Raw genomic sequence first — 26,068 nt, forward strand, 5'->3', positions numbered from 1 at the left:
TTTTCTAATTTTGACAAATATAAAGCTTATTTGATACATAGTTTTTTAAAATACACTATTTTTACTATATGCCAATTGAGACCATTTACAGAGACTCCCAGTGCGAATGGGTAGATGTGGAAGCTCCGTCAGCGGAGGACCTGAAATTTTTACATGAAAGATATGAGATCAATAATCTTCTCCTGGAAGACACCCTGGATCCGAACCACCTGCCGAAGTATGAGCAAGACGGAGATGTAAAATTTTTCCTTTTGCGCGAAAGTACCGAGCTGGAACGTAAAAACCTAAACACAATAAGCGACATCAGCACCAAAATCGGAATTTTTTTGTTGGGAAAAACCATTATTACCATTCATCGGATGAAAAGCAAAAGCCTTTCCGAAACGAAGAAACAGGTTTCTCAGCTTACCACTGAAATCACTTCCGAAAAAATCGCCCTTAAGATCGCCCTGCTGATTATGAAAAGCTTTGATGACGAATCTATAAGTCTGTTTGAAACCATGGATAATATCGAAAACGAAATCTTCCTTAAAAACACCAATCATACCAACCAGATCAAGAGACTGTATAAGCTGAAAAGGAAATCGGGATTAAATTCAAGGGTTCTTACTATTTCCACTGATGCCATCGATAAATTTAAACTTTTAGATTTACAGGACTCGGAAACTTTTGATTTAAAAGATAAGCATAAAGATGTAGTGGCAGATTTTGAACATCTGAACATCCAGATTACCAACCTTATCTCCATGTTTCTGGCATTATCTGACCAGAAGGCCAATCAGGTCATGAAGGTGCTGGCGATCTATTCTGTTTATTTTTTGCCGATTACTTTTATTGCCGGTGTCTACGGGATGAACTTTGATAATATGCCGGAGCTGCACACCAAATACGGCTACTTCTTTACCCTCGGATTGATGGCTTTGGTTGTCATCTGTACTTTTATTTATGCCCGAAGAAAACAATGGTAGTGTTGAATTAATCGTTACCCTGTGATGAAAACAGCTGCAAAGACTGAAAAAATTTCCGCTGGGGTGTTTTTGTAAAACAAGAATTAAATATCTTCGTTAAACCAAAATAACATAACCAAATCACCCATGAAACCGGAAAACCTCAAGAAAATTCTGGAAGAAGATATTCTTTCCAAAGAATCTAAGGAAAAGCTAGCGGCTTTGCACGATCTCATTTCGGCAAAAGAATTTTCCGATCTCTTAGATGCCGCAGGAAATCAATATGTAGAGTTTGTACAGGAAGGTGGTGGTGTTTGGGGAACCGCACTGGTAGGCTATCTCTATGGTCTTGAAATCTTCGGGATCCGTTTTCTGAAAGTGGCGGGAACCAGTGCCGGTGCCATCAATACCCTGCTGATCGCTGCCTGCAAAACCAAAGAAGAACCCAAAAGCGAAATCATTAAAGAAATACTTTTCAATTGGAACTTTGCCGATTTTATGGACGGAAAACCTTATGTAAGAACCACCATCCATGCCATGCTGAACAATAAAAATTTCCTGAAAATCAACTCATATATTGCCATTGGGATTCTGGTATTTTTTGGAATATTGGCATTTGTATATCCTACAGAAAAAATATGGCAGACGAAGATTCTTTTTTCAATCCCCTTACTGTTGGTGATCGTTGGTGTTTTATGCCTGGCAAAAATTTATACAGACCTTAAAAAGAGAAATTCAGGACTTAATCCGGGAAATACTTTTTTTAACAGCCATGAAAAAAGCTTTAGACAGTTTTGGAATAAAGACCGTGGCTAATCTCAATGAAAAGTTCGTGAAAACAGGTAAAGATCTCAACCTTAACTACCGCTATGGAAACGAAATGCAGTATTATCAAATGGCATTAAAGAGCATTGAGCAAATAAGAGTCAATAATAGTGAACATATTGATGAAATCAGGTATAAAATTTTCTATGACAGTACCGTGAATAATGAGTACTACAAAAAAGATCCTTTCTACCTGCTGAAATCCGAATACATTGTAGTGACCACAGATATCAATGCTAAAATAAAAGTTGAACTCCCTACGATGGCCAATCTGTACTGGTCTGAAGAAGAACTGAAACACGCCAGCCCTGCAGAATTCGTGCGTGCTTCCATGTCGGTTCCTTTCTTTTTTGAACCTATGCAAAAAGCAATCAATAAAGATGATGATTCTGTGAAATATGCCTGGAAATTCTGGATGAATATCCAACCTGAAGATATCAATCCTACCGGAGTTTTCATAGATGGCGGAAGCATTTCAAATTTTCCTATCGATCTTTTCCATGCCGCTGATATTTTTTATCCGAGGATGCCCTTGTTTGGGGTGCAGCTCACCAGCGATTCCGATCTGCTTTCCGATAAAAGAAAAACGAGTGCGCAAATCCTGAAATCTCCCCTCACCTATGCCGGAAATATCATCAGCACCCTGAAAGGATTTAACGATAAAACCTTTCTTACCAAACATACTTTTTATCATTTGTTCAGCATTCAGACGGTTAATTGCGGAAGCAGCAGCTGGCTGAATTTCTTTATGAAAAGGGAAGAAAAAGAAGAACTCTTCAACCGCGGATTTCAGGCCGCTCTCGATTTCCTCAGTAATTTCGACTGGCAAAAGTACAAATACGAACGGATGATGCTTTCAATGAAGGAGAAAAAGATCCTGAAAGAAGAAGATACAAAGACGGTGGGGTAAAAAGAGACATTCAATCTAATAATAAATAATTGCTTACTTTTGACAAAAATTTTAACCATACTTAGAAATTCAATGAAAAAAACTTTACATAATTTCATTTTTTCTGTTGATCACCAGTTTTTCAGCTCAAAATTTTATCCAAACCACTAAGCTGACTCCACCTGTAAGAATGGGCGGAGATTTTTTTGGATTTAATCTGCTGCTGAAAGATAATTTTTTATACAGCTCGCTGTATGGAAATTACTATGATGAAAATGACCAAAATAGTATCTTCAAGGCCGGAAGTTTTTATGTATTTGAACGGCAAAATAACTCATGGATAAAGAAAAATAAACTAGTTGCCAACGATCGGGACAGCAGTGACGAATTTGGAAAAACGTTTGCCTTAGGAGATGATAACAAACTTTTTATCGGCGCAGCAGAAAAAAAATCGGGTACCAGCTTCGCGGTCGGTGCTGTCTATTTTTTCAGTAAAAATAATAACGGAGACTGGGTTCAATCGCAAAAAATCGTGCCTTCTGTTGCCGCTGCCTATACCCATTTCGGATACCGTTTGAGTGCCGAATCCAATATTCTGGCTGTAGGTACCGAAGGAAAAGGCTTTAATATTTACGAATATAACAGCAACACGCAGTTATTTGATTTTAAACAAAATTTCCCTTCTATCTATAACACAAATCCTTATGTTTACAACAACAAGATATTTGTAGGGACTTCCAACGAAACTGTTAATGGAACAACTAATGCAGGCAAGGTTACTATTTATAAAAAAAATATTTCTTCAAACAACTGGGAACTTAGCCAGACGATCAATTCTCCGGCAACAGGCTCAAGCATATTCGGATTTACAATCTATGCTAAAGATGATTACCTTTTTATAACGGCTGCACAATTCGCGGCATTTGTCGCCATATACAAGTATGATGCAGCAACTGATCAGTATAATTATATACAGACAATAAGTAATGGAGCCGGTTACTTCGGAACAAGAATATCTATGGGTAACAATCTGCTGGCTATCAGTGCGCCTGGTGCTACTAATGATATTACCAATGGCGGTGCCGTATTCTTGTATAGATTGGAAAATAATTTCTGGGTACAGAAACAGAAAATTTTCAACAGTGACTCTCATCCTTATGACGGATTCGGTTACGGATTAAGTGTAAATAACAATACTGTTGCCGTTGGAGCACCGGATCATGATTTTGATTCCACAGGAGCCAATATCAGTACCAGTGCAGGAGCCGTCTATCTCTTTAATAATCTTTCCAATTTGGGAACGCAGGAGCCCGAAATCTCTTATACTCATAAGATTTACCCTAACCCTTTTGTTAATACTATTTCCGTCGACCTGGATAAGAAATATGAAGACCTTACGGCAGAGATTTATGATATGTCCGGAAGAAAAGTATTTACCTATCATTTTTTGGATAAACAGAATCTTGATCTGAACTTAAACTCATTACTATCCGGAATTTACCAGGTACGCATTTATTCAAAAGGTAAGCAAGTCTTCAACTCACGAATCATTAAAAAATAACCATTTATCAACCACTAAAACATTGCCACTGAATTATTGATTTTTAACTAATACATTGAAATAATCATCAATGATCTTTTCTTTCGATTGCCCAAAAGTTTTTACCAATAATAAAAGAAAAACGCCTGTTAAAACAGCTTTTTATTCATATCCATAGTATTTTACTATTATCGTTCATTTATTCTGGTGCCTAATTATTTCAACGTTTTCTTTATATCGTTCAGAAAATCAAATACAGGAAAAGCATCCCCTTGATTGGTAAGCGCAATGATGGTGTTGCCGTTTTTTAGATCTCTCCAAAAGAGACTTCTGAAACCAGCCAATCCACCCGTATGTTGAGCAATCATCGTCCCGTCAGATTTTTCAATAAACCAGCCTGATCCATATTCAGAATGAGTACCGGCTTCCAAAATCGGTGTCTGATACAGTAATTGGGCGCTTTCTTCTGATAATAACTGATTGGTTCTTAACGCCCTGTCCAGTTTGTAAAGATCTTCTGCCGTAGCATAAATTCCTCCGTCTCCTGTCGTCAGAATAGAATAATCATCCACTTGTTTATTGCTGTTATACCCTATGGCCTTATCAGGAATAATTGTATTTGATTCATAAACTGTGGTGTGGTGCATTTGCAGAGGATCGAAAATGTTTTCTTTTAAAAATTGGGCATAGGACATTCCGGAAACCTTTTCGATAATTAAGGACAGTATAATGTAGCCGGAATTGCTGTATTGAAATTTTTTTCCGGATTTAAAGTCTAATCTGGACTGACTTTGAAGCCAGTGAATTACCTCATTATTGGTCAAACCTTTTTTTATGAGTATATTTTCATAATCTTTTATTCCTGAAGTGTGATTCAGCAACTGTTTTATGGTAACATGATGGGCATAGGCAGGAAGATCAATAAACTTTACGGCATAATCATCGAATGAAAGAAGCCCTTTTTCCACCAATAAAGAAATAGCAATAGCAGTGAAGGGTTTGCTTAATGAAGCAATATAAAATGGCGTCTCTTTTTGCAGTACTGCTTTTTGATGTAAATCCCGGTAACCGAAAACAGTATCCATAATGACATGATCATTTTGAGTGATTAATATGCTTCCATTGAATTTCCCATTCCGGAAATAGTGGTTAATCACTTCGTTTGGAGTTTGATTCGTAGTTTGACACCCCATTAATAGTATAGAGAAGATGAGATAAAAACATTTCATATTTTTCACATTAACTTACTTTGAAAGTTATACATTTCAAAGCTAGGAAGAAGTAAGCTGATAAAAAATGACGATGGGTAATTTTTACTTTTGTAACTCTTTTTTTTGAAGCCGCTAAAACTTTCTATCGTCAATCCATATTCTCAGATAAATTTATATGATCTGCTAATTAAAATATTTTATTTAAAAAAACGATTATTCTGTTCTTAATTTTTATCTCGGATAAGAATTTCTGTCTATGAAAACTATAAAATTATAATAAAGGATTATTTGACTTAGGACGATTTGCATTAAATGCTTTATTCCAGAAGATTGTAAGAGGATATTGCAACTTGCGGATGAAAAGCAAACATAAAAGTTTCAAAAGAATGTTTGCGATCTGTATTGCTGCTCAAAAGGTATTTATTGTCGATAATATCAATTAAAAGCAATTCAGGAGTATAAAATGTAAGTCCGATTTTATGTTTTGAAGGGTCTTCGATATTTGAGCTGATCAAATCAAGTTTAAAACTTTCAAAAGGGAAAAAAGTATTTCCCAAAACATCAGGAAGACTTTTGATTTCGCCTTTCAATTGTGAAACATAATTTACGACTGCCGAACTCAGCAAAAAAGGCATTTTTTTCGGCTTGAGGATTTTTCGCCAGAAGCTCCCAGTAATTTTTCACCAGATTTTCCGGATCATCAAAAACCTGATGTTGAATTTTATATTCAAAATAAGTATCTTCAAAAATATATTGATCCCAGACCATTTCAGAATTATGGTCGATCACGATTCGGAATGCGAGTTTTATCTTTGCTCTCATCACTTTTAGTTTTAATGAATAAAAAAACAGGGCAGCATCATGATTCTGCCCTGAACCAAAACAAATTAATATGAAAAACATCTGCACTTAAAGTAATAAGTGTATTTAATTTACCAAAACTTTCAGGTCTTCTTTACATGTTCCCTGCGAGTTTACAATAGTAATTTCTGCTACATACATTCCTGATTTTAGTTGGTTTCTGCTCATCTTTATTTCCTGTCTTCCTGCAGACAATTTTTGCTGATTGATCACTGTTGCCAGTTTTCTTCCGCTACAATCAAACAATTCAATGTTTACCGTTGATTTTTCGTTCAAAACAATCGGAAATACCGTTTCATCCCTGAATGGATTTGGACAATTCTGACCCACTTTAAAATTTTTGTTATTTGAAGTTTCTAGTGTTCCAAGATTTGATGTTCCTGCAACATAAATAGTATGCGTTAACATATAACCAGCCGACAAAGAACCGGTTACAGTACTCATTTCATTACTCGTTCCGTCCGAAAATACATTGTCATTGGCGTTATAAGTATAACCTGTCATTCCTTTGGTATAGCCATATGAAGTTCCGTTGACATTGACGTTATAAACCGCGCTGGTTATTCCTTCCGGAAATGCAATCTGCGTTACCAGCAAAGACGTTCCATCTGGTTTGTAAATATGAACGTGAATATGTGTCGCACGACTTTGGTACCATCCCGGAAAAATACTTGTAAAAGTAACCAGGCCATTTGCATCCGTAGTCTGTCTTCCGCGAAGAAAATGATTGTTGGTGTAATTGGTCTGCTGCATTGGTGTACCTCCGTATTCAGAATAATTTCCGTCTTTGTCACAATGCCAGACATCCACCAAAACCCCTTGATAAGCTCCGCAATTCGCATTGGTATTTTTGATGTAAATATTCATTGTAAATGCGACACCGGTTCTGTCTCCCACAATATTGGTCTGAACAAGGCTTGACGGAGTATGCGTTGGAAAAGGCCCTTCTGTTTCCGAATTGGTAACGCTGCAGCTTAAAATATTTTTCGTTGATTTGTTGATGTTTAATTCATCAGAAATAAGTTCTGTCCGGAACAAACTTGGAGCAGCAACGGCAATTCCGGCTAAACCTAAAGAATTTTTTAAAAAGTTTTTTCTATCCATATTTTCTAAATTTTAAGTTTAAATCTCGAAGAAAATGATCAGTGCATTTTCGCTTAAAGCTTCAAATTCTAAAGTTTGAATATCTCGCAACAGAATTGAATCCCGGGTTTCAAGTAATCTGTTTTGAAATTCAAAAGCCCCGTTAATAACCATTCCAAAGATCATTTTACTGGAATTATATAAAGAGTACATTTCTTCTTTCCTCCCTTCGTAAAGTCCGATGAAATTTGGAAATTCTAATTTTTTTGAAACCGGAATCAACGTGTTTTTCTTTTCAATATGAAGGTCTTCGAAGAAAAATGAATTTTCTGGTTGAAGAGATTGCAGTTCGATGATTAAAATGTCGGTTTTCTCGTCATTCAGATAGTTCCTGATGGTAACCGTCAATTTTTCTTTTGATTTTAGCGTAAAAACTTCTTCCGGAGAAATTACTTTCCGAAAACGGTTCAGCTGAATTTTTCCGTAGAGTGTCAAAATAATTAACGTTGAATTTTCCTGTGATTCAAATTCAAAACTTCCGTTTTCATCTAAAATAATTTCGGTTACCGATTTTATATGGCCGGCATTATTTTGATTACTGATAATCTGGTTAAGCACTGATTTGCTTTCTTTTTTCCAGAATGCAAAATCGGCTTTAAATATTTGAGAAGGCGTTTGAACTAACATCGTCTTATTATTAAATAAAAAAAGCGATAAATGATTACTTCTCCGTGATCATTCCCATCTTCATTTACCGCGTATTAAAAATTAAAAACTATTATTTTAAGCCGAAACTTTTATCGTATGAGACAGCGCGAAGCCTTCATTTACGCTTCCGGAAATACTGGACATTTCGTTGGCGGTTCCATCACTGAAAACATTGTCAGATGAATTGTAAGTATAACCGCTCATTCCTTTATAACCTGTACTTGCCGCAACCTGAACAACCGCACTGTCACTTCCTTCAGGAAATGCAATCTGTGTAACCAACAAAGACTGACCGGCAGAATTATAAATATGAACGTGAATATGAGTCGCTCTTCCGTTGTACCAACCCGGGAAAATAGAGGTGAAATTTACTTTTCCGTTGGAATCAGTCGTTTGTCTTCCTCTTAAAAAATGCACTGAAGTATAATTGGCCGACTGCATTCCTGTTCCGCCATATTCTGAGTAATTTCCATCTTTATCGCAATGCCAAATGTCTACAATGGCTCCCTGTAAACTGGCACAACCTGCATTTGTATTCTGAACGGTAATAGCAATGGTAAAAGGAACCCCGGTTCTGTCACTTACAATATTGGATTGAACCAAAGTTGATGGAGATTTTGTCGGAAACGGACCCTCAGTTTCCGAATTGGTTACGGAACAGGCGGTTGAGATTGTATTATCAATCACTCCAGTGGTGTCAGAGTCTTTGTCATCATCGTTTCTGCAATGAATAAAAACAGGAGCTGCCAAAGCCGTTACGCCTGCTAAACCTAAGCTTTTCAAAAAGCCTTTTCTGTCAATTGTTTTCATACTTTCTCATTTTCTTAGATCAAATGTATTTTTAAAATAAGAGCATAAGAAATTTATGAGGTAAACAGAAAAAATGTGTCGGTGAAAACGTTTTTTTGTTGAGAAGGTGGACTTTCATAGCCCAGATTGAACGGTTTGTTTGAGCTCATTTTTTGTTTTTCGGGGCGGCGGCTCCGCCGCCGCCCCGAAAAACAAAAAATAGCGAGTAGTGAAAGCTGGAAAAAGCTCCTGAAAAATCTATTTATTTAAAATCTTCATCACCTCATCTTTATACGTTTCGCCAATCGGAATAATGAATTCAGCGATGTGGATATTTTTGTTGACAATCGTTTTGATATCACTCACAGGAACTATGAAAGAACGATGAACACGGATAAAATCTTTCTCTGACAATTTTTCCATAATACTTTTCATGGAAGAACGGGCTGTGATTTTTGTGGAATCTTTCAGGTGAATTCTGATATAATCATCCAAACCTTCAATCAGTTGAATGGTATCGAAATTAATTTTGTGAAGCTTGTAATCTGCACGAATCGAAAGATGTTTGGCTTCATGGGCTTCAGAATTATCTTTCACTTTTTCGACAGCCGTTTTAAATCTTTCAAACGAAAATGGTTTCAGAAGATAATCGACTGCGTTTACACTGAATGCGTCCACGGCATAATCCGAATAAGCAGTCGTAAAAATGACCTTGGTGTTTTGAGAGATGTTTTTATAGAAATCCAGACCGTTTTTTACAGGCATTTCGATATCCAGAAAAATAAGGTCAACCGGAAACTTGTTGAGGTGTTTCTGGGCATCACTTTGCTTATTGAAAATTTTCTCCAAGCTCAAATTTTCAATTTTATCAGCATAATTTTCAATAATTCTGAGCGCAAGAATTTCGTCATCCAAAGCAATAGCTCTGATCATATTTGCCTATTTTAGATTAAACTGATTTTTAAATCAACTTCATATATTTCCTCTGTCTCATTGATTTTAATCGAATGCTTTTCAGGGTAAACCTGTTTAAGGTGTTCGAAAGTATTTTTCAAACCGATTTTAAAACTGTTTTCTTCATTAACAGCAGTGTTGACAATTTTATTAAAGACTACAAAATTCAGAACTCCTTCCTGAACAACAATTTTTACGGATATTTTTGAATTTTCTTCGGCATTAAAACCATATTTAAAAGCATTCTCAATAAAATTAATTAATAGGAAAGGTACGATTTTCAGATTTTTCAAATCGCCGATTTCGGTGTAAGTAAAATCGAGACTGCTGTCTGTACGGATCAGCTGCAGCGCAATATAATCTTTAATATATTCAATTTCTTTGGTTAAATCCACAACATCTTTACTGCTTTCCTGAACAACATATCGCATAACATTGGAGAGTTTTAAAATTCCGTTGGGTGCATCGTCAGATTTTAACAAAGCCAAAGAATAGACAGAATTGAGAATATTAAAAAGAAAATGAGGCTGAAGCTGATATTTTAAGTTTAACAATTCTGCTTTTGCTTTCGACCGTTCGAGTTCTTTTTTCTCGATATTTTTAAAAATGAAAAGCGAAGAAAGAAATGAAAACAAAAATGGTAAAAGCGAAGAAAAAATCATCTGATAATAGGAAGTGTCATTTTGATGACCAAATCCCGGCAAAGGCTGTTTTCCATCCATTGGTGAGAGCGGCATATTTCCCGGAGGAACAGGATCTCCCATTTTCATTGGTGGTGGATTTTGCGAAAAAAAATTCCCTGAAGTCAGAAGATTGGGAATGATCACTACCAAACTAAAACTGATCATGATACAGATCGTATATACCGAAAATCTTTTTTTGTTGTAAAATTTAGGAAGGAAAATATTCAGGTTTAAATAAAAGAAGAAAATAACAAGTACGAATCGGATAAATTCCCTTTGAAATGGTGAAACTCTGAAAACAGATAAAGTACCGTCAAAATCCGGTGAAGAAACGATCGGGATTGACAACAACAACAAAACCAGCCCTGTATGGGATAAAATTCTTTTTAACAGACGAAAAAACTGATGAGATCCTCGCATATATAATTTTAGGCTTTATACAAAAGTAGCGCGAAAAATTATCAATTTAAAAGAAATTATTTTTATATTTTAATCATATTCTCTATGTACTGATAAGTGCAATCCCAGTCTAATCCTGTCTCTCCGGTGCACCGAGATAACTTGGATATTGATCATTGGGGTTTACTATAATACGTTCTAACACCACTTCCGGATCCACCATGTAAATTTTCAGGGTATGTAGACCAGGTGTTCTGACATCTAACGTAGCATCCAGCCAGCGCTGGTTATCAAACACTTCGGTACGTCGGGGTTTTCCACGGGAAATCAAGGCATAGTTCGGTCCGGAATCAGGAAGAGGTTTCAATATCTTTGAACGATCAAGATTTTCCGGGGTATATTCTTTAAATTCATCATGATACCCTTTTCTGGCATCGATGATAATGGGTTCGCCGTTGTCAATGGAAACTGCAATTCTTAATCCGCGACCCGGGTTAACATCCTGGGTTGGAAGGATTCCAAGCAATAATTTTGCAGGGCCTGCCTCCGGAAGAAAAATCTTATACTCCAATCGAGGAGCGTTTTCAGGAGTTGAGCCTGGTGCTGTTGTAGGGTAGATACCCATACACGCCTCATCCCTTCCCAATCCCGGTAAAACCATCCATTTGGCTTGTTTCCCTTCTATATTAGCACTGAATTTATTTGCGGGGATAGAAAACTCGCCGGAATATCCACCATAAAAATTTTCTTTGCTGGCAGGCGCCGCTTTTTTCAACGTATTTATAACTACCGGTACTTTAGTATTATTTTGATTAATTTCAATTAAGCCGCTTCCTTTGCCTTCAGGAGCTTTTTCCCAGTCAATGTCAATATATATGCGTTGTTCCGTTTCTGTTGTTCCTTTAGTAGTACTTAACCTGATCCACGGTTTATCTGCTTTGGCTGTAAATTTCAGCAGTCCTTTTCCACGGTTAAAAATGTCGATATAATAACGCTGCTTGTCAAGTACGTCAAATTGGGGAAGTTCTGCTCTTCCTTCTCCACCGGGCCATGCCTGGATATTACCTTCAACTGCTACACCTAATAATGTTGATTCTAAAGGCGTTACCTCATTAAGCGGAGGTAATGTATTTTGGCTCGGCATAGACCATTTTTGGTAACCCAAATGAACATCGCTCATCATGTTTTTCCACTTACCGCCAGCAATAGAATCATTGTAACGGGCGCTTAGTTTTTTATCAAGCTCAAAAAGTTCGCGGGTACGATCAGCATAAATATTAGCACTTACGCGACCTTGTTTGGCATATAAATTATTACGACCTGCTGCCAGATAAATCTCTACAACACCAGCAGATGCTTTAACCGGATAGAGCACTAGCTGATAATAGGCATCCAAAGCCTCTTTAGGTATTTTCTTTTCCAGTGCTTCTGCTTTTGCGGTAAGATCTTGCCAACGCTTTTGTACCTTTTCGGCTTCGTGGTAATTAACAAAACTGAAAATATTCGGATCCTGTACTTCCGGCTTTCTCATCAAATTATATTTTGAATATTTTGATACGAGATATGCAATTTCTGCAGCATGTTCTTTTCCGAAAATTCCAGTTGCCCAATCAATCATGTAATCAGAAGTTTGATTAGCTGAGATCGCATCGGGATTCCAGGCATAACGCATGATAAAGTCGATTGGCATTTCCTTCGGCTTAAGGTCACCCACGTTAACGATCCAGATACGGTCGATACCGCTTTTATACGCAAGATTGAACTGCTCACGCAATTTTGGCACGGTGGTCGTATTGATCCATCGGTCATTCCATGGTCCACCGTTCATATCAATATGATAATAGAGGCCCATACCGCCTTTACGTTTTAATTCATTTTCAGGTGCGGTACGTCTGATATAGCCCCAATTGTTGTCGCAGAAAGTAGAGTGACATCATCAGGAACATTCATTCCGGCGTCATAGTAGCGTTGAACTTCTGTGAAAATAGCCCAGAGCTGAGGAACTTCTGCAGGATTTTTACCATACACTTTCCCGATAATCTCCCGCTGATCGTCAATAACCTGCTTCAGGGTTTTAATATTCTCTGCATCATCACCCTTACCCATCGCTACATCGCCGTCACCCCGCATGCTCATCGTAATGATGTTATCATAATTTTTGTTTCGCTCCAGACCTTCGGTCCAGAATTTCTTTAGATTTTCAGCGTTTGTTACATAATCCCACGCACCGATCTGATCTTTGCGTTTGGTATATTCTTTCTGTGATCGCATCATTGGCTCATGGTGTGAGGTACCCATTACAATGCCGTACTCATCGGCAAAAACAGGGCTCATCGGGTCATCTTCATTAAAAGCATTTCCCCACATCGCAGGCCATAAGTAATTGGCTTTTAAACGAAGTAACAATTCAAAAATATGAGTATATACTTTTGAATTTATTCCGCCAAAATGTTTATTGGCCCAACCGGAAAATGAAGGACTTTCATCGTTAATAAAGATGCCACGGTATTTCACTTTCGGCGATTCCTGTAAATAACGACCTGCTTTAACATAAAGATTCGTACTTTTCTTTACAGGAGCATCAGCCCAATAATACCACGGGGATACCCCAATTTTCTCAGAAACATCATAAATTCCGTAGATCGTTCCACGCTTATCACTACCGGCAATGACAAGATTGTCTCCAATGGTTTGGATCACGAAAGATTCCCATTTATTTTTTATAGCATCTACGTTCAGCTTACCGCCAGCTACCAGCTGATCTATCAATTTACTTTTACCAATAGTGCCTACAATGATTGCTCCAGGTAAAAGTTTTGTATCTGTAACTACTGGTGAAGCTGCATCTGTCACTTTATGGACATCGTTACCCAAATCATTGGCTGCGCGTATAACACCTTTCCAGTCATCAATATCTACAACTATCTTTGTCGCAATTCCCTTTGCTGCAATCTGAAAAGCACCTTTTTCAGCCGTATGTTGTACATAACCGGGGAGTAAACTTAGCGTATTATGAGCTGTTTGTGCATTTGTTATTAAGCCAATAAATAGTAAAGCAAAAAAAGCTAATTGTTTAAGCATAATTGATCGTTGTGGAATTTCTGCTGCCGTTTCAGACGCAGCATATCAGATTAAATGATAAATATATAAAATTAAATGTAATTTTTACAATTAATTGAATTATGGTAACAGAAAAGAATCTTTAAAAATTAGACTTTCTCTTTTGAAAAACGAATAACTTTATCAAATAATGCTGAATAAACATGAAAATAGCTACTTACAATGTCAATGGTGTTAATGGCCGTCTTCCGGTTTTGCTTAAATGGCTGGAAGAAACAAATCCTGATATCATTTGCCTTCAGGAATTAAAGGCAACACAGGAAAACTTTCCAATCAAAGAAATCAACAAAGCTGGTTATCAGGCGATATGGAATGGACAAAAGCAATGGAATGGTGTGGCAATTCTGTCTAAAGATCTTGAAATTACAGAAGTTCAACGCCAGCTTCCCGGAGATCCTGAAGATCTGCAAAGCCGTTATCTGGAAGCAATTATTGATCAAATGGTCATATGTTGTGTTTATATACCCAATGGCAACCCTTATCCCGGACCAAAATATGATTATAAACAAGCCTGGCTGAAACGATTGAAGAAAAGAACAAGAGAATTTATTACGATGGAACTACCGGCGATTATTATCGGTGACTTTAATATTATTCCAACTGCCAAAGATGTTTATAAACCCGAGAAATGGGAAAATGATGCGCTCTATAGAATTGAAATGCGCAAAGCCTATCAATCATTGATTAAATTGGGATGGACAGATTCTTTGAGAACGCTTTATCCGGAGGACACAATATATACATTTTGGGATTATCTTTTTAAAGCTTATGATCGCAATGCAGGCATCAGATTAGATCATATTTTATTAAGTCCATATTTGAAAAACAGTTTAAAAAGTGCCGGTGTGGATAAGCATGTCAGAGGCTGGGTAAAATCAAGCGACCATGCACCGGTATGGATTGAAATTGATAAAAGTAAGCTCTAAAACAAAATCTATCAAAAGAAATTTCTGAATATTCCGTTTAATTCTTAAATTAGACACATGCAAAGGAATCTTTATCTTATCATCATATTATTTTCTCTTACCAGCTGCTACACTTATCAGGTTAAAAAGCAAGCGGATACAGCACCCGACAACAAGCAGGAATTAAAAAAAAATGCAACTTCTGCCAATAATACCGCTCCAAATCAAAATGTACAGCAAGCACCTATTCCCATTAATATTCAGGAAAAACTTACAGCCGGTAAAAATTTTAAAATTGACGTTGATGGAAAAAAATATAAAATAATAGTGGACAAATGGGAAAATGACAGTCTCGTCGCACATCAGGTTCATAATCCTAAAAGGACACTGAAATTCCATAAGAATCAGATCAATGGAGAAAAAATTGCTGAAAAACGCTTTTCACAACCCATAGCTGATATTATAACCATTGTTGCTTATGCCGGCATTGGTGTCGCGATTTATTCTCTTCTGCAATAATTTTTAAAACTTTGCTAATCTCGTAAAAACCACCATTGTCCGGTCTGTAATTATTCAGTCCCAACAAGTAAGGATATATTTTTTTAATTACCGGTTTCAACGATTCATTTTGCCCATTCAACGAAAAATCTCTCATAATAACAGGATTTTCACTGACCTTTACATCAGCAAAAGAGCAATAACGCTCTCAAATTAAATCCTATTATTATGAAAACAAAAATCGGAATCACAGAAAAAAACACAGAAGCTGTAGCAGATCAATTGGCAAAACTTTTAGCTGACGAAACACTTCTTTACATCAAAACGAGAAATGCACACTGGAACGTGACGGGAGATAATTTCCACGCCAACCACATCTTCTTCGAAGAGCAATACAAACAACTGGATGAAATGATTGACAGCGTTGCCGAACGAATGAGAAAAATCGGACATTTTGCACCCGCAACAATGAAAATTTATCTTGAATTGACCCATCTTACAGAATACAGCGACAGATCCAACGATGGTTTAGGGTATATGAAAGATCTATTGGCTGACCACGAAAGCATCATCGAATTTCTGAGAGGAAACATCACCCCTTTCGCCGAAGAATTCAAAGATTACGGAACCAGCGACTACATCACCGGATTAATGGAAACCCACGAAGAAATGGCCTGGATGATCCGTTCTTACTTCAGATAATTTGAAATTCAGAAAAGGAATAATTATATTTGTGTAACCCATAAAAGAATTATCCCATGAAAGCTCTTATCGTCGATGACAACGACATTGCAAGAACAACGCTGGCACATCTGGCAAAACAGGTTCCTAATCTTACAATTGAAAAAGAATTCAACAACGCCATAGAAGCTTACACGCACTTGCAATCCAATCACGTCGATCTGATTTTTCTTGATATTGAGATGCCCGAAATGACAGGTATCGAACTCACGAAAAACCTTGCCGGGAAAGACACACTTATCATTTTCACAACGTCTAATAAAGAATATGCACTCGAAGCTTTCGAACTCAATATCGCAGACTATATCCTGAAACCCGTGATGCCTGCCAGGTTTTTACAGGCAGTAAGTAAAGCTCAGGCAATTATCGACAGTCGAAAAGAAAATGTAGAAGTAACCAGAGATGAATTCCTTTTTGTAAGAGACTCCAATATTACAAGGCGTTTGAAGCTCGACGACATTCTGTATGCAGAGGCAATGGGCGATTATGTAAAATTCTACACCCTGGAAAAAATGTTTGCCATACACGGTAAAATGAAAACTGCCGAAGAACGCTTGCCAAAGGAAAACTTCATAAGAGTTCACCGTTCTTACATCGTTTCTGTCGGTAAGATAGATACGCTGCAAGACGGTGGAATTATGATTAACGGAAAATTCATTCCCGTTGCAGATGCATACCGGAAGACACTCAACACAAGAATGAATGTTTTTTAGATTTATCAATATTTTAATAATTATTTGGGCAGCTTAATCCGCCTGTAGTTTATCCTGAGCTTGCCCTCAAGTCGGGCTGCAATAATTCGCTATTTCTATGTGAATGGGATATTCCCCTCTCTTGGAGCTGCGGTGAAAATTCAAAGAATTTTTGACGGGTGGTTTATCACAATTTGAAATTAAGTACAACATACTTATGAAAACAATATCCTCAATAATGGGCAACAAGCGATTCAGCTATTTCATTATCCTCACATTTATTGCGGGTTCTTTGTTGTTGATAGCAGTTCAGATCAATTCTGCCAACAATACAAAATCGCTTATTCAGAATAACAATATGTTGCTGAATGAGCTTCGTTCCAGCAATCATTTACGGCAAATCGACCGTGACATTTTGGGTGTTGAAAGCAGAATCCGGGCATCCATTGCGACAAACGACACGACTCACCTGAATGGTGTTGATCAAAAAATTGATGAAGTAGAAAACTTTCTGGATTCGATTTCGAAAGATAACAAAGATCCCGAACTTGAAAAGTTGATTCACAGGCTCAGCATTCTGGCAATGGAGAAAAAACTCGTGAAAGAAAAATTGTTGTTGCGATACAATACCTTGGGAAATATGGATGATCAGAGTTCAATCGCCAATCCCAGAGCCAGAAAAATTTCCAACGAAATCACAGACATTACCGCCAAAATTTACGAAACCCGACGCATAGATATGGTCAAATTGAGTAAACAAAGCGAGAAAATGGGCAGAAAAGCGAGATTATATGATATTTCAATTCTGGTTTTGCTTGTTTTAAGCGGAGGCATTGTTGGTTTTCACATTCTCCGTCAGTTCAAAAGACAGCGTTTACTTATTGAGAAGCTTGATATTGCTGAGAAAAAAGCGTCAGCCGCAGCACAGACCAAAGAGAATTTCCTTGCCAATATGAGCCACGAAATCAGAACGCCTTTGAGTGGAATTTTAGGGTTTACCAATCTGTTGCAAAAACGACCTTTAGATGAAACATCTGCAGAATTTGTTTCATCAATTCAGCGTTCGGGAGAAAACCTGATGGCGATTATCAATGATATTTTAGACCTCTCAAAAATCGAAGCCGGAATGATGCGCATTACACCCGGAATTTTCAGCATCAATGGATTAGTCAATTCTGTGGAAACATTTTTTGTAGAACGAGCCAAAGAAAAAGGATTGACACTTTCAAGTAAAATAGATTCTTCAATTCCTGATACTTTGAATGGTGATGCCACAAGATTGACGCAGATTCTGGTCAACCTCATCGGAAATGCCATCAAATTTACCCATCAGGGAAGCATCAATATTGAGATTTATAATAAACAGCAAAGCGAGAACGAAGTTGTAATTGGTTTCAAAATTTCCGACACCGGAATTGGAATCGACAAAGATAAACTGAACGAAGTTTTTGAAAGATTTAATCAGGGCGAAGATTCCACCACCAGAAATTACGGCGGAACCGGACTTGGCCTGTCCATTGTGAGAAGTTTGATTCAATTACAAAACGGAAATATTGAAGTCTCAAGCGAGCAGGGAAAAGGAACAACTTTTCATTTCTACATTCCTTACGGTATTGCGAAAGAACAGATTGCCACAATTCCATCAATCAATACTCAATACTTTAAAGATAAATCTAATGCTCCTTTGAAAGTTTTGGTGGTAGATGATAACACCATCAATCAAAGCCTGATGAAACATCTGTTATCTCAATGGAATATTGATTTCGAGATCGTTTCAAATGGTTTGGAAGCCGTGGAATATCTTCGAAATAATACTTCTGATTTGGTTTTAATGGATATTCAGATGCCCCAAATGGACGGTTATGTTGCCACGCAAAAGATTCGGGAAGAGTTGAATTTAAATATCCCAATCATTGCAATGACCGCGCACGCATTGGCAGGAGAAAGAGAAAAATGCCTGAGCCGTGGAATGAATGAATATATTTCTAAACCGATAAAAGAAGAAGAATTATTTAAATTAATTTCTAATTTCGGACTGGCCAATCAGAACCGCAATCAGGTTGAAACTGAAGAAGAAACTCCAGATTTTAAACATATTAATTTAACGTATATGCAGTCTGTAAGTGGCGGTGATAAAAGCTTTGAGCAAATCATTACACAACAGTTTATTGAAAATATTCCGCAACATCTTGAACAATTGAATTCAGCTTACGAAAATCAGGATTTCGTCCTTGTAAAGCTAAGAGCGCACGATCTGAAATCAAGCGTTTCCATTATGGGGCTACTTCCATTATTACAGGAAAAACTGGATAGTCTTGAAATGACTTCTGAAGAAAATTCAGCCTCAAAACAAACGTTGGAAGAGGTAAAAACTATTCTTCTACAAGCTGTTTCAGAATCAAAAATATTTCTAACATCACTTTAATATTAATTTAAAAATGAATTTATTTTCACCTTTAACCCTGCGCCAACTGGTCCTTAAAAACAGAATCGTGGTATCGCCAATGCAGCAATATAGCGCAAAAGATGGGATCCCTGGAAACTGGCATCTTGTCCATCTCGGTAGCCGAGCCGTTGGCGGGGCAGGTTTGATAATGACCGAATGTACCGCCGTTTCTCCCGAAGGTCTAGCCACTTTGAGCGACGTCGGAATATGGAATGACGAGCAGAAAAATGCATGGAAAACCATCGTCGATTTTGTTCACGAGCAGGACACAAAAATAGGAATGCAACTGTGGCATTCCGGTGGAAAAGGAAGCCTGAAACATCCCAACGAAAGAATGAAGCCCCTCACCAAAGAAGAAGGTGGCTGGACGGTAAAATCCTCTTCGCCCACGGAAATGAATGGTGTTATTCCGGAGGAACTAACGATTGATGAAATTCAGGATCTGAAAGTGAAATTTGTAGAAGCTGCGCACAGAGCGGTGAAAGCAGGTTTCGACACTATAGAACTTCATGCCGGTCACGGCTATCTTTTCCATCAATTCTACTCCGCGGTCATCAACAAAAGAAACGACGAATATGGTGGAAGCCTGCAAAACAGAATCCGTTTTCTGGTAGAAACTGTTGGCGAAGTACGAAGATCAATTCCCGACGGAATGCCGCTTTTGGTAAGAATCTCTGCCGTCGATTATTTGGAAACGCCTGATGCGTGGACGTTGGATGACAGCATCATTCTCGCAAAAATTCTCAGAGAAAATGGCGTCGACCTCATCACGGCTTCAGGCGGTGGATTTGCCAACGTCAGCAAAGACCGTGTTTTTCCTAATTATCAGGTTCCGTTCTCCTCCATTATCAGGCAACAGACCGGGATTGCAACGGGTGCGGTCGGGATGATTACCGAAGCTGTTCAGGCCAATGATATTATCGTGAATGATGAAGCGGATTTGGTTTTCATCGCCAGAGAGCATTTGCGTGACCCTTATTTTGCATTACATTCAGCAAAAGAATTGGAAGTGGAAACCGAAATTCCGTGGCAGTATAAAAGAGCTTTTTAAAGATAATCATTTTTAAAATTAAAAGTATGGAAACGCAAGGCGCATCAGTCGTAATTACCCATCACGTTTTAGAAGGCAAACAGGCTGAATACGAAAAATGGCTGGAGCAGATTGTTCCGCTCACCAGGCATTCGGAAGGTTTTATAGACCATCAGATTGTACGCCCGATTCCTCACATTACATTTATTTACACGGTAATCATCCGTTTCGATACGATTGAAAATCTCAAAAAATGGATGGAATCTGACGACAGAAAAAGACTCATTGAAAAAGCCAATCCGTATTTCAGAAAAAACGATAATTATAAAATAAAATCCGGACTGGATTTCCTTTTTGAAACCGAAAATGAAACCAAAGTTCCCGTTCGCTGGAAGCAATTTCTGGTAACCTGGTCGGCAATTTATCCATTATCCTTACTCATTCCATTATTGCTGCTACCCTTTTTAAGATTATTAAAAATCCCTGTCAATCATTATTTTGACGGACTTTTGATTTCAGGATGCATCGTTTTCTTAATGGTTTTTGTAGTGATGCCGAATTATACAAAGCTGATTAGGAAATGGCTGTTCAGATAAAAAATAGTTTTTAAATAATTTAAATCACTGGAGATTTCCGGTGATTTTTTTTGATTTAAATTTTTTAAACTACAAGCTTGTGATAAACTTTTTTATTTAACCGCAAAAGTTACAAAAGATAAAAATTCCTATCATAAGCAATTTTTTATAAAAGAAAAAAAGCTGACAATAGTTTTAAAAATCTTTGATTTTTGTCTTTTGAAAACTTTGATTAGCTCATAAAAACTTTTTAAACCTGTCTTTTGTAACTTTTGCGGTTAAATTCAATATTAGTTTAAACATTCACAGGGTTTTACAATTTAATTTTACTTAAAACAATATGTTTGGAACCAACTGACTTCTACGTTTGTTTCCCGCAACTTGTTTGAGATCAAACAACTTTTAATTTTACAAAATCCAACGACTCATTTTGCCTGTTCATCGAACGTTGATTAATTTTCCGACGGGATCCCTGTAGCTTTACATCATCAATTAATACAAACATTTAAAACCAAAACATTATGGAAATCCTACAAACACCAGAAAACGCATTGTCTCACTCAACCGTAACAGCCATCATCAATGCACCCATCGAAAAAGTAAACATCGCAGACTGGTTATTAAACCTTCCCGATGCAGAATATCAAAGATGTTCTACACAACACATCGGAGCGGCAATCTCTACAACGTATGACGGACAGCCGGTTTCTTTAAACGTCGAAACAATCGGTGATGCTTTGATGGTACAACATTATGTGGCCGTGGAACACCGTCCTGATTACTGCAGAATGCTGTCAATCTCAGATTCTATTACCAAAGGCGGTCGTACAAAAGTTCAGGTTTTATGGGAGCTTAAAGCGACAAAAATCGATGACACTACCACCCTTTACACCAATGAAATTCACGCAACGGCAACGCCGGAAATGTTTGAATATCTGAAAGAACACAACTTAAATCTTGCTGATGCGGCAGCTTCAAGACAGGCAGCCTCTGATGCACACAACCACGAAGAAACGCCCAATTTCGCAAAAAGTATCGAAAACAAAGCGTTGACAGGTAAATACAATCAGCCTTTTTAATTTAAACAAACAAAAAATAGTGAGCGTATTTCGGTACGCTCATTTTATTTATTAATGATTATGGAAACCACATTATTTGAAAAGCTCGTAGGAACGTGGACTTTAGTCGAGTTAATTGAAGTTCCCGTAAACGGTGGAGAAATTACCCGTCCCATGGGCAAAAATCCCAAAGGGTTGATCATTTATAATCCGGACGGTTATATGTCGGCACAAATTATGAATCTTAACCGAAGTAATTTTCGGCAGGAACATTGGATTAATGCAACAGCAGAAGAATATACGCAGGAAGCCTCGACTTATCTGGCCTATTCCGGGCCGTTTGAAACGGATGATGAGAAACAGATGGTGAGCCACACAATGGATGTTTCGCTTTTTCCGAACTGGACGGGCCAGACACAAAAACGGATTGTGACTTTCATAGACGGATTTCTACATCTTGAAAGTGAAAAACCATTTATAAGCAATTCCCGATTGGTCACTCATCAACTGATTTGGAAAAAAGTTTCCAATTAATCTAATATTAAAATTAAAAAAATGAAAGCAATAGTTATCACAAAATTTGGAGGACCAAATGTTTTAGAATTAAAAGAATATCCAACTCCCGAAATCTCAGGTGACGAGGTCTTGATTGAAGTGAAAGCAGCCGGTCTAAATCGTTCAGACGTTTTTCAGCGTGAGGGAAATTATCCCGCTCCGGCTGGTGTTCCCGCTGATATTTTAGGGTTGGAAGTTGCCGGCACAATAGTCAAGTGCGGACCTGATGTTACCGATTTTAAAGTGGGTGATCATGTTTGCGCGCTTTTGGCGGGTGGCGGTTATGCAGAATATGCAAGCGTAAGAGAAGGGCAATGTCTCCCGATTCCTGAAGGTCTTAGTTTTACCGAAGCAGCAAGCTTACCTGAAACGGTATTTACCGTTTGGTCTAATATTTTTCAGAGAGGAAATCTTCAACCTGGAGAAACTCTTTTACTTCATGGCGGAAACAGCGGCATCGGAATTACCGGTATTCAGATTGCCCATGAATTAGGTTCAAAAGTGATTGTGACCGTTGGTTCTAATGAAAAAGGCAAAATTTGTCTTGAGTTGGGGGCAGATTCATATATCAATTATAAAACGCAGAATTTTGAAGACGAATTACAAAACGAAGGTGTGGATGTTATTCTGGATATGATTGGCGGCGATTATTTAGCCAAAAACATCAATATCCTGAAACCTGAAGGAAGACTCATTCATATCAACGCAGTAGACGGAAGCCAGACCAATCTCGACATCGGGAAAGTGATGACAAAACGCTTAACGATCACAGGAAGCACGCTCCGAAGCAGAGAATACAAATTCAAAAAACAATTGGCAAAAGAAGTTCAAAAATATGTTTGGCCATTGATAGAATCTAAAAAGTTCAAGCCTGTGATATTTCAGACTTTCCCATTTTCAGAAGCTTCCGAAGCGCACAGATTGCTGGAAAAAGGTACCCACACCGGTAAAATTATTTTGGTAAGATAAATTTACATTCATCAGAAATGAAAAGAGATGCCGTTTTTTATTTATCATTAATAATGGCTTTCAGTGCAGGCTTTGTTGATACAAGTACCTTCACTGTTGCGGATGGTTTGTTTTCGGCACACATCACAGGGAACTTTGTAGTTTTCGCCTACAAATTGTCTCATTATCACACGTTGAGCGATTTTACCAACCTTATAAGTTTTCCTGTTTTTGTATCAGCTGTAATTCTGACGAGGAAAGTCAATAATATGTGTAAAAATGAAAAAGCCATCTTCATCTCAATCGGAGTATTTCTTATAATAGCGGGTTGCGCCGCCTTTATTTTAGAACAAGATCATATCAAAACAGGTTTTATATATCATTCGATGCTCATGTTGATTGTATTTTCAATGGGAGTACAAAATACAGTTAACAGATTATACCCCGACTCAACCTTTGGTTCAACCACTGTAATGACAGGAAATGTGACCAAAGCGATATTAGATTTTTCCTCCTATATTTCCACACAACACAGTTTTGAAAAACTGATTGAATTAAAAAAATCTTTAGTTCTTCTGACAGGATTTTTGTCAGGCTGTATCTTAGGAGCTTTAATTTCATTTCATTTCGGTTTAGTTTCAATGTTAATTCCCGGAATCTTAATTTCGGTTTATCCTACTGTTTTTTCTAAACAATTGATTTTGAATTAAACAATTCCATCATACATCTGCTCCCCTGTAAAACTCAACGACTCATTTTGCCCATTCACCGAATGAGACCTCACAAAAGCAAGATTCTGAAGTAGCTTTACAATAGAATTAAGAACAACAAATAAGTAACCACTAAAAAATTAATAGTATGAATACTGAAAACTTAAGCTTCAAATACGAGTTAGAAAAAAAAGAACCGCGTACCAACGACGGTGGAACAACAAGAGGTGCTTCTGTTAAAGATTTTCCAGCTTCTATCGGTATTGCCGGAGTTTCTATGAGATTGCAGCCTGGTAGCATGAGAGAATTGCACTGGCATGCCAACGCCGCAGAATGGGCTTATGTAATTTCCGGAACGGTGCGCACAACGATTATTCATCCTGACGGAAAAAGCTATACTGATAATTTTGAACCCGGAGATGTATGGTATTTCCCAAAAGGGTACGGACACTCGATTCAGGCAACAGGAACGGAAGAATGTCATTTTATTCTGATCTTTGATAACGGTAATTTTTCTGAGGATCATACATTCAGCGTTACCGATTTTGTTTCAAGCGTACCCCCCTGAGATTGTTGCTCAAAACTTAGGTTTAACCCTTGAAGAAGTTGCAGCATTACCACAGAAAGAAGCGTATTTTGCCGCAGGAGTTGTTCCGGACGAAATGTCATTTGCTGCAACAGCAAGGCCTGAAGAATCTGATATTGAATTAACCAATCTTCACCGTTATCCTTTGCATTCCCAACAACCTAGAATTATTCCCGGAGGCGGTTTACAAAGATTGGTAACGAGCAAAGAATTCCCGATTAGCACAACAATGGCAGGTTCTGTTCTGGAATTACAGCCGGGTGCGTTAAGGGAAATGCACTGGCATCCGAATGCAGATGAATGGCAGTATTTCATTTCCGGGCAGGCTGAAATGTCGGTTTTCTTAGCCGAAGGAACGATTGTTACGGAACAGTTTAATGCAGGAGATGTAGGCTACGTTCCGATGGGAGCCGGACATTACATTAAAAATACAGGAGATACGGTTTGTAAAGTATTGATCGGATTTAACAGCGGTGTTTATGAATCTATTGACTTAAGCGAATGGCTGGCGGGCAATCCGAAAGATGTCGTAGAAACGAATTTTGGTTTGAAGGAAGGTGAAATTGAAAAATTCCCGGCCAAAAAAGTATTTATTCAACCTGCAAAATAAGTATTTTGCTATCGGAAACGCCTTCTCTTTTATCCCCTGAACAAATCAGAGTACAAGAGAAACTAGCCATATTCTTAGCTTTCATCGCGGGATATATTGATGCCACAGGATTGATACAATGGAAAACCTATGTTTCCTTTATGAGTGGAAATACCACGCAGTTGGGAGCAGCTTTTTTCAGTCACAAATTTGGAATTATCATTACATCTATTACAGTCATTGCAGGTTTTTTAACCGGAATTTATGCGGGCACCTGTTTGTCATTATGGAAGAAATGCAGGATTAAAACTATTACTTTTTATATTGTTTCGGGAATTCTGATTCTTTATACAGCAATACATTACTATTATCCAATTACAAACATTTTTTCTATTGCTGTTATCGGTTTTTCGATGGGATTGATGAATACGATTATAACGACAGTCGGAGACCAAAAAGTGAATACTGATTTTGTTACCGGCACATTAAACAGCCTGGCACGAAACACCGCAATGCTCAGTATGACTGAAGATAAAGCAGAAAAAAAGAAATACCGATCTAATGCGATTCATCTTTTATTAGTGTGGATTGGATTTTTGTCCGGCGCTGCGGTCGCTCCGTTCCTGCTTGATGCTTTAAAAAACCTGACATTGCTTTTACCTGCAGTTTTATTATTAACTTGTAGTAGATTAATTACCAATATTACAACCACTAAACACTAAATAT

At 37.6% G+C, this 26,068-nt stretch carries 28 protein-coding genes; 18 read left to right on the plus strand and 10 right to left on the minus strand.

Features of this window, described 5'->3' with window-relative positions; translation table 11 throughout:
- Positions 1–68: 68 nt before the first annotated feature.
- From AAHI02_RS06690 to AAHI02_RS06705, 4 genes are all read left to right on the plus strand, one after another.
- Positions 69–968, plus strand: coding sequence for a CorA family divalent cation transporter (locus tag AAHI02_RS06690; RefSeq protein WP_346986031.1), 900 nt, complete (start codon positions 69–71; stop codon positions 966–968).
- Positions 969–1,094: 126 nt separating this feature from the next.
- Entirely contained in the window at positions 1,095–1,763 is a 669-nt protein-coding gene (locus AAHI02_RS06695) for a patatin-like phospholipase family protein (RefSeq protein WP_346986032.1), read from the plus strand.
- Positions 1,720–2,682 carry a hypothetical protein gene (locus AAHI02_RS06700; protein WP_346986033.1) on the plus strand — a complete coding sequence of 321 codons (963 nt, stop codon included), beginning with the start codon at positions 1,720–1,722 and terminating at the stop codon, positions 2,680–2,682. The genes AAHI02_RS06695 and AAHI02_RS06700 overlap by 44 nt, the downstream gene beginning before the upstream one ends.
- Positions 2,683–2,788: 106 nt before the next feature.
- Positions 2,789–4,222 carry a T9SS type A sorting domain-containing protein gene (locus AAHI02_RS06705; protein ID WP_346986034.1) on the plus strand — a complete coding sequence of 478 codons (1,434 nt, stop codon included), beginning with the start codon at positions 2,789–2,791 and terminating at the stop codon, positions 4,220–4,222.
- 194 nt (positions 4,223–4,416) lie between these two features.
- Here AAHI02_RS06705 and AAHI02_RS06710 read toward each other — a convergent pair whose 3' ends face one another.
- The 10 genes from AAHI02_RS06710 to AAHI02_RS06755 all read right to left on the minus strand — a co-directional run bounded on the left by AAHI02_RS06710 (position 4,417) and on the right by AAHI02_RS06755 (position 13,970).
- Positions 4,417–5,430, minus strand: coding sequence for a serine hydrolase domain-containing protein (locus tag AAHI02_RS06710; protein WP_346986035.1), 1,014 nt, complete (start codon positions 5,428–5,430; stop codon positions 4,417–4,419).
- Positions 5,431–5,729: 299 nt separating this feature from the next.
- Entirely contained in the window at positions 5,730–6,002 is a 273-nt protein-coding gene (locus tag AAHI02_RS06715) for a hypothetical protein (protein ID WP_346986036.1), read from the minus strand.
- Positions 5,974–6,234, minus strand: coding sequence for a hypothetical protein (locus tag AAHI02_RS06720; protein ID WP_346986037.1), 261 nt, complete (start codon positions 6,232–6,234; stop codon positions 5,974–5,976). The genes AAHI02_RS06715 and AAHI02_RS06720 overlap by 29 nt, the downstream gene beginning before the upstream one ends.
- A 105-nt stretch (positions 6,235–6,339) precedes the next feature.
- On the minus strand, positions 6,340–7,377 hold the full coding sequence (locus AAHI02_RS06725) for a T9SS type A sorting domain-containing protein (RefSeq protein WP_346986038.1): 1,038 nt from the start codon (positions 7,375–7,377) through the stop codon (positions 6,340–6,342).
- Positions 7,378–7,395: 18 nt separating this feature from the next.
- Positions 7,396–8,043, minus strand: coding sequence for a hypothetical protein (locus AAHI02_RS06730; RefSeq protein WP_346986039.1), 648 nt, complete (start codon positions 8,041–8,043; stop codon positions 7,396–7,398).
- 96 nt (positions 8,044–8,139) lie between these two features.
- Positions 8,140–8,874, minus strand: a complete 735-nt coding sequence (locus tag AAHI02_RS06735; protein ID WP_346986040.1) for an intradiol ring-cleavage dioxygenase — start codon at positions 8,872–8,874, stop codon at positions 8,140–8,142.
- Between the two features lie 237 nt (positions 8,875–9,111).
- The gene (locus tag AAHI02_RS06740; RefSeq protein ID WP_346986041.1) at positions 9,112–9,786 is read right to left on the minus strand and encodes a LytTR family DNA-binding domain-containing protein; all 675 of its coding nucleotides are present in this window, start codon (positions 9,784–9,786) and stop codon (positions 9,112–9,114) included.
- Positions 9,787–9,797: 11 nt separating this feature from the next.
- Entirely contained in the window at positions 9,798–10,910 is a 1,113-nt protein-coding gene (locus AAHI02_RS06745; protein WP_346986042.1) for a histidine kinase, read from the minus strand.
- Between the two features lie 109 nt (positions 10,911–11,019).
- Positions 11,020–12,786, minus strand: coding sequence for a glycosyl hydrolase 115 family protein (locus AAHI02_RS06750; protein ID WP_346986596.1), 1,767 nt, complete (start codon positions 12,784–12,786; stop codon positions 11,020–11,022).
- Positions 12,756–13,970 (minus strand): glycosyl hydrolase 115 family protein, encoded by a 1,215-nt coding sequence (locus tag AAHI02_RS06755; protein ID WP_346986043.1) that lies wholly within the window; start codon positions 13,968–13,970, stop codon positions 12,756–12,758. The genes AAHI02_RS06750 and AAHI02_RS06755 overlap by 31 nt, the downstream gene beginning before the upstream one ends.
- Before the next feature lie 182 nt (positions 13,971–14,152).
- Between AAHI02_RS06755 and xth the strand changes: the two genes are divergently transcribed.
- From xth to AAHI02_RS06825, 14 genes are all read left to right on the plus strand, one after another.
- A complete protein-coding gene (gene xth / locus AAHI02_RS06760) occupies positions 14,153–14,935 on the plus strand; it encodes an exodeoxyribonuclease III (protein ID WP_346986044.1) in 783 nt (260 codons plus the stop codon).
- 57 nt (positions 14,936–14,992) lie between these two features.
- Positions 14,993–15,433 (plus strand): hypothetical protein, encoded by a 441-nt coding sequence (locus tag AAHI02_RS06765; RefSeq protein WP_346986045.1) that lies wholly within the window; start codon positions 14,993–14,995, stop codon positions 15,431–15,433.
- A gap of 207 nt (positions 15,434–15,640) precedes the next feature.
- Positions 15,641–16,114 (plus strand): DNA starvation/stationary phase protection protein, encoded by a 474-nt coding sequence (locus AAHI02_RS06770; protein ID WP_346986046.1) that lies wholly within the window; start codon positions 15,641–15,643, stop codon positions 16,112–16,114.
- A 56-nt stretch (positions 16,115–16,170) separates the two neighbouring features.
- Complete coding sequence (locus AAHI02_RS06775) at positions 16,171–16,866, plus strand: LytTR family DNA-binding domain-containing protein (RefSeq protein ID WP_346986047.1); 696 nt, start codon at positions 16,171–16,173, stop codon at positions 16,864–16,866.
- Positions 16,867–17,062: 196 nt separating this feature from the next.
- The gene (locus AAHI02_RS06780) at positions 17,063–19,270 is read left to right on the plus strand and encodes an ATP-binding protein (RefSeq protein WP_346986048.1); all 2,208 of its coding nucleotides are present in this window, start codon (positions 17,063–17,065) and stop codon (positions 19,268–19,270) included.
- A 13-nt stretch (positions 19,271–19,283) separates the two neighbouring features.
- Positions 19,284–20,342, plus strand: coding sequence for an NADH:flavin oxidoreductase/NADH oxidase (locus AAHI02_RS06785; protein ID WP_346986049.1), 1,059 nt, complete (start codon positions 19,284–19,286; stop codon positions 20,340–20,342).
- Between the two features lie 26 nt (positions 20,343–20,368).
- Positions 20,369–20,917 (plus strand): antibiotic biosynthesis monooxygenase, encoded by a 549-nt coding sequence (locus AAHI02_RS06790; protein ID WP_346986050.1) that lies wholly within the window; start codon positions 20,369–20,371, stop codon positions 20,915–20,917.
- A 500-nt stretch (positions 20,918–21,417) separates the two neighbouring features.
- A complete protein-coding gene (locus AAHI02_RS06795) occupies positions 21,418–21,975 on the plus strand; it encodes a hypothetical protein (RefSeq protein ID WP_346986051.1) in 558 nt (185 codons plus the stop codon).
- A gap of 60 nt (positions 21,976–22,035) precedes the next feature.
- Positions 22,036–22,488, plus strand: coding sequence for a lipocalin-like domain-containing protein (locus AAHI02_RS06800; protein ID WP_346986052.1), 453 nt, complete (start codon positions 22,036–22,038; stop codon positions 22,486–22,488).
- A 21-nt stretch (positions 22,489–22,509) separates the two neighbouring features.
- Complete coding sequence (locus AAHI02_RS06805) at positions 22,510–23,478, plus strand: NAD(P)H-quinone oxidoreductase (protein WP_346986053.1); 969 nt, start codon at positions 22,510–22,512, stop codon at positions 23,476–23,478.
- Positions 23,479–23,495: 17 nt separating this feature from the next.
- Entirely contained in the window at positions 23,496–24,167 is a 672-nt protein-coding gene (locus AAHI02_RS06810) for a YoaK family protein (protein WP_346986054.1), read from the plus strand.
- Positions 24,168–24,315: 148 nt separating this feature from the next.
- Entirely contained in the window at positions 24,316–24,735 is a 420-nt protein-coding gene (locus AAHI02_RS06815) for a cupin domain-containing protein (RefSeq protein WP_346986055.1), read from the plus strand.
- The gene (locus tag AAHI02_RS06820; RefSeq protein ID WP_346986056.1) at positions 24,713–25,363 is read left to right on the plus strand and encodes a cupin domain-containing protein; all 651 of its coding nucleotides are present in this window, start codon (positions 24,713–24,715) and stop codon (positions 25,361–25,363) included. Before AAHI02_RS06815 ends, AAHI02_RS06820 begins: the two co-directional genes overlap by 23 nt.
- A 5-nt stretch (positions 25,364–25,368) precedes the next feature.
- The gene (locus tag AAHI02_RS06825; protein WP_346986057.1) at positions 25,369–26,064 is read left to right on the plus strand and encodes a YoaK family protein; all 696 of its coding nucleotides are present in this window, start codon (positions 25,369–25,371) and stop codon (positions 26,062–26,064) included.
- Positions 26,065–26,068: the final 4 nt, after the last annotated feature.

Source organism: Chryseobacterium sp. POE27, assembly GCF_039727685.1.
Classification (GTDB): Bacteria; Bacteroidota; Bacteroidia; order Flavobacteriales; family Weeksellaceae; genus Chryseobacterium.

What these genes read in the sequence shown, in the direction of transcription:
- AAHI02_RS06795 (WP_346986051.1), top strand. Translation starts at nt 21,418, where the DNA reads ATGGAAATCCTACAAACACCAGAAAACGCATTGTCTCACTCAACCGTA.
- AAHI02_RS06690 (WP_346986031.1), top strand. Translation starts at nt 69, where the DNA reads ATGCCAATTGAGACCATTTACAGAGACTCCCAGTGCGAATGGGTAGAT.
- AAHI02_RS06730 (WP_346986039.1), bottom strand. Translation starts at nt 8,043, where the DNA reads ATGTTAGTTCAAACGCCTTCTCAAATATTTAAAGCCGATTTTGCATTC.
- AAHI02_RS06720 (WP_346986037.1), bottom strand. Translation starts at nt 6,234, where the DNA reads ATGAGAGCAAAGATAAAACTCGCATTCCGAATCGTGATCGACCATAAT.
- xth (WP_346986044.1), top strand. Translation starts at nt 14,153, where the DNA reads ATGAAAATAGCTACTTACAATGTCAATGGTGTTAATGGCCGTCTTCCG.
- AAHI02_RS06770 (WP_346986046.1), top strand. Translation starts at nt 15,641, where the DNA reads ATGAAAACAAAAATCGGAATCACAGAAAAAAACACAGAAGCTGTAGCA.
- AAHI02_RS06740 (WP_346986041.1), bottom strand. Translation starts at nt 9,786, where the DNA reads ATGATCAGAGCTATTGCTTTGGATGACGAAATTCTTGCGCTCAGAATT.
- AAHI02_RS06810 (WP_346986054.1), top strand. Translation starts at nt 23,496, where the DNA reads ATGAAAAGAGATGCCGTTTTTTATTTATCATTAATAATGGCTTTCAGT.
- AAHI02_RS06695 (WP_346986032.1), top strand. Translation starts at nt 1,095, where the DNA reads ATGAAACCGGAAAACCTCAAGAAAATTCTGGAAGAAGATATTCTTTCC.
- AAHI02_RS06735 (WP_346986040.1), bottom strand. Translation starts at nt 8,874, where the DNA reads ATGAAAACAATTGACAGAAAAGGCTTTTTGAAAAGCTTAGGTTTAGCA.
- AAHI02_RS06710 (WP_346986035.1), bottom strand. Translation starts at nt 5,430, where the DNA reads ATGAAATGTTTTTATCTCATCTTCTCTATACTATTAATGGGGTGTCAA.
- AAHI02_RS06755 (WP_346986043.1), bottom strand. Translation starts at nt 13,970, where the DNA reads ATGCTTAAACAATTAGCTTTTTTTGCTTTACTATTTATTGGCTTAATA.
- AAHI02_RS06785 (WP_346986049.1), top strand. Translation starts at nt 19,284, where the DNA reads ATGAATTTATTTTCACCTTTAACCCTGCGCCAACTGGTCCTTAAAAAC.
- AAHI02_RS06725 (WP_346986038.1), bottom strand. Translation starts at nt 7,377, where the DNA reads ATGGATAGAAAAAACTTTTTAAAAAATTCTTTAGGTTTAGCCGGAATT.
- AAHI02_RS06775 (WP_346986047.1), top strand. Translation starts at nt 16,171, where the DNA reads ATGAAAGCTCTTATCGTCGATGACAACGACATTGCAAGAACAACGCTG.
- AAHI02_RS06765 (WP_346986045.1), top strand. Translation starts at nt 14,993, where the DNA reads ATGCAAAGGAATCTTTATCTTATCATCATATTATTTTCTCTTACCAGC.
- AAHI02_RS06780 (WP_346986048.1), top strand. Translation starts at nt 17,063, where the DNA reads ATGAAAACAATATCCTCAATAATGGGCAACAAGCGATTCAGCTATTTC.
- AAHI02_RS06700 (WP_346986033.1), top strand. Translation starts at nt 1,720, where the DNA reads ATGAAAAAAGCTTTAGACAGTTTTGGAATAAAGACCGTGGCTAATCTC.
- AAHI02_RS06815 (WP_346986055.1), top strand. Translation starts at nt 24,316, where the DNA reads ATGAATACTGAAAACTTAAGCTTCAAATACGAGTTAGAAAAAAAAGAA.
- AAHI02_RS06745 (WP_346986042.1), bottom strand. Translation starts at nt 10,910, where the DNA reads ATGCGAGGATCTCATCAGTTTTTTCGTCTGTTAAAAAGAATTTTATCC.
- AAHI02_RS06805 (WP_346986053.1), top strand. Translation starts at nt 22,510, where the DNA reads ATGAAAGCAATAGTTATCACAAAATTTGGAGGACCAAATGTTTTAGAA.
- AAHI02_RS06800 (WP_346986052.1), top strand. Translation starts at nt 22,036, where the DNA reads ATGGAAACCACATTATTTGAAAAGCTCGTAGGAACGTGGACTTTAGTC.
- AAHI02_RS06790 (WP_346986050.1), top strand. Translation starts at nt 20,369, where the DNA reads ATGGAAACGCAAGGCGCATCAGTCGTAATTACCCATCACGTTTTAGAA.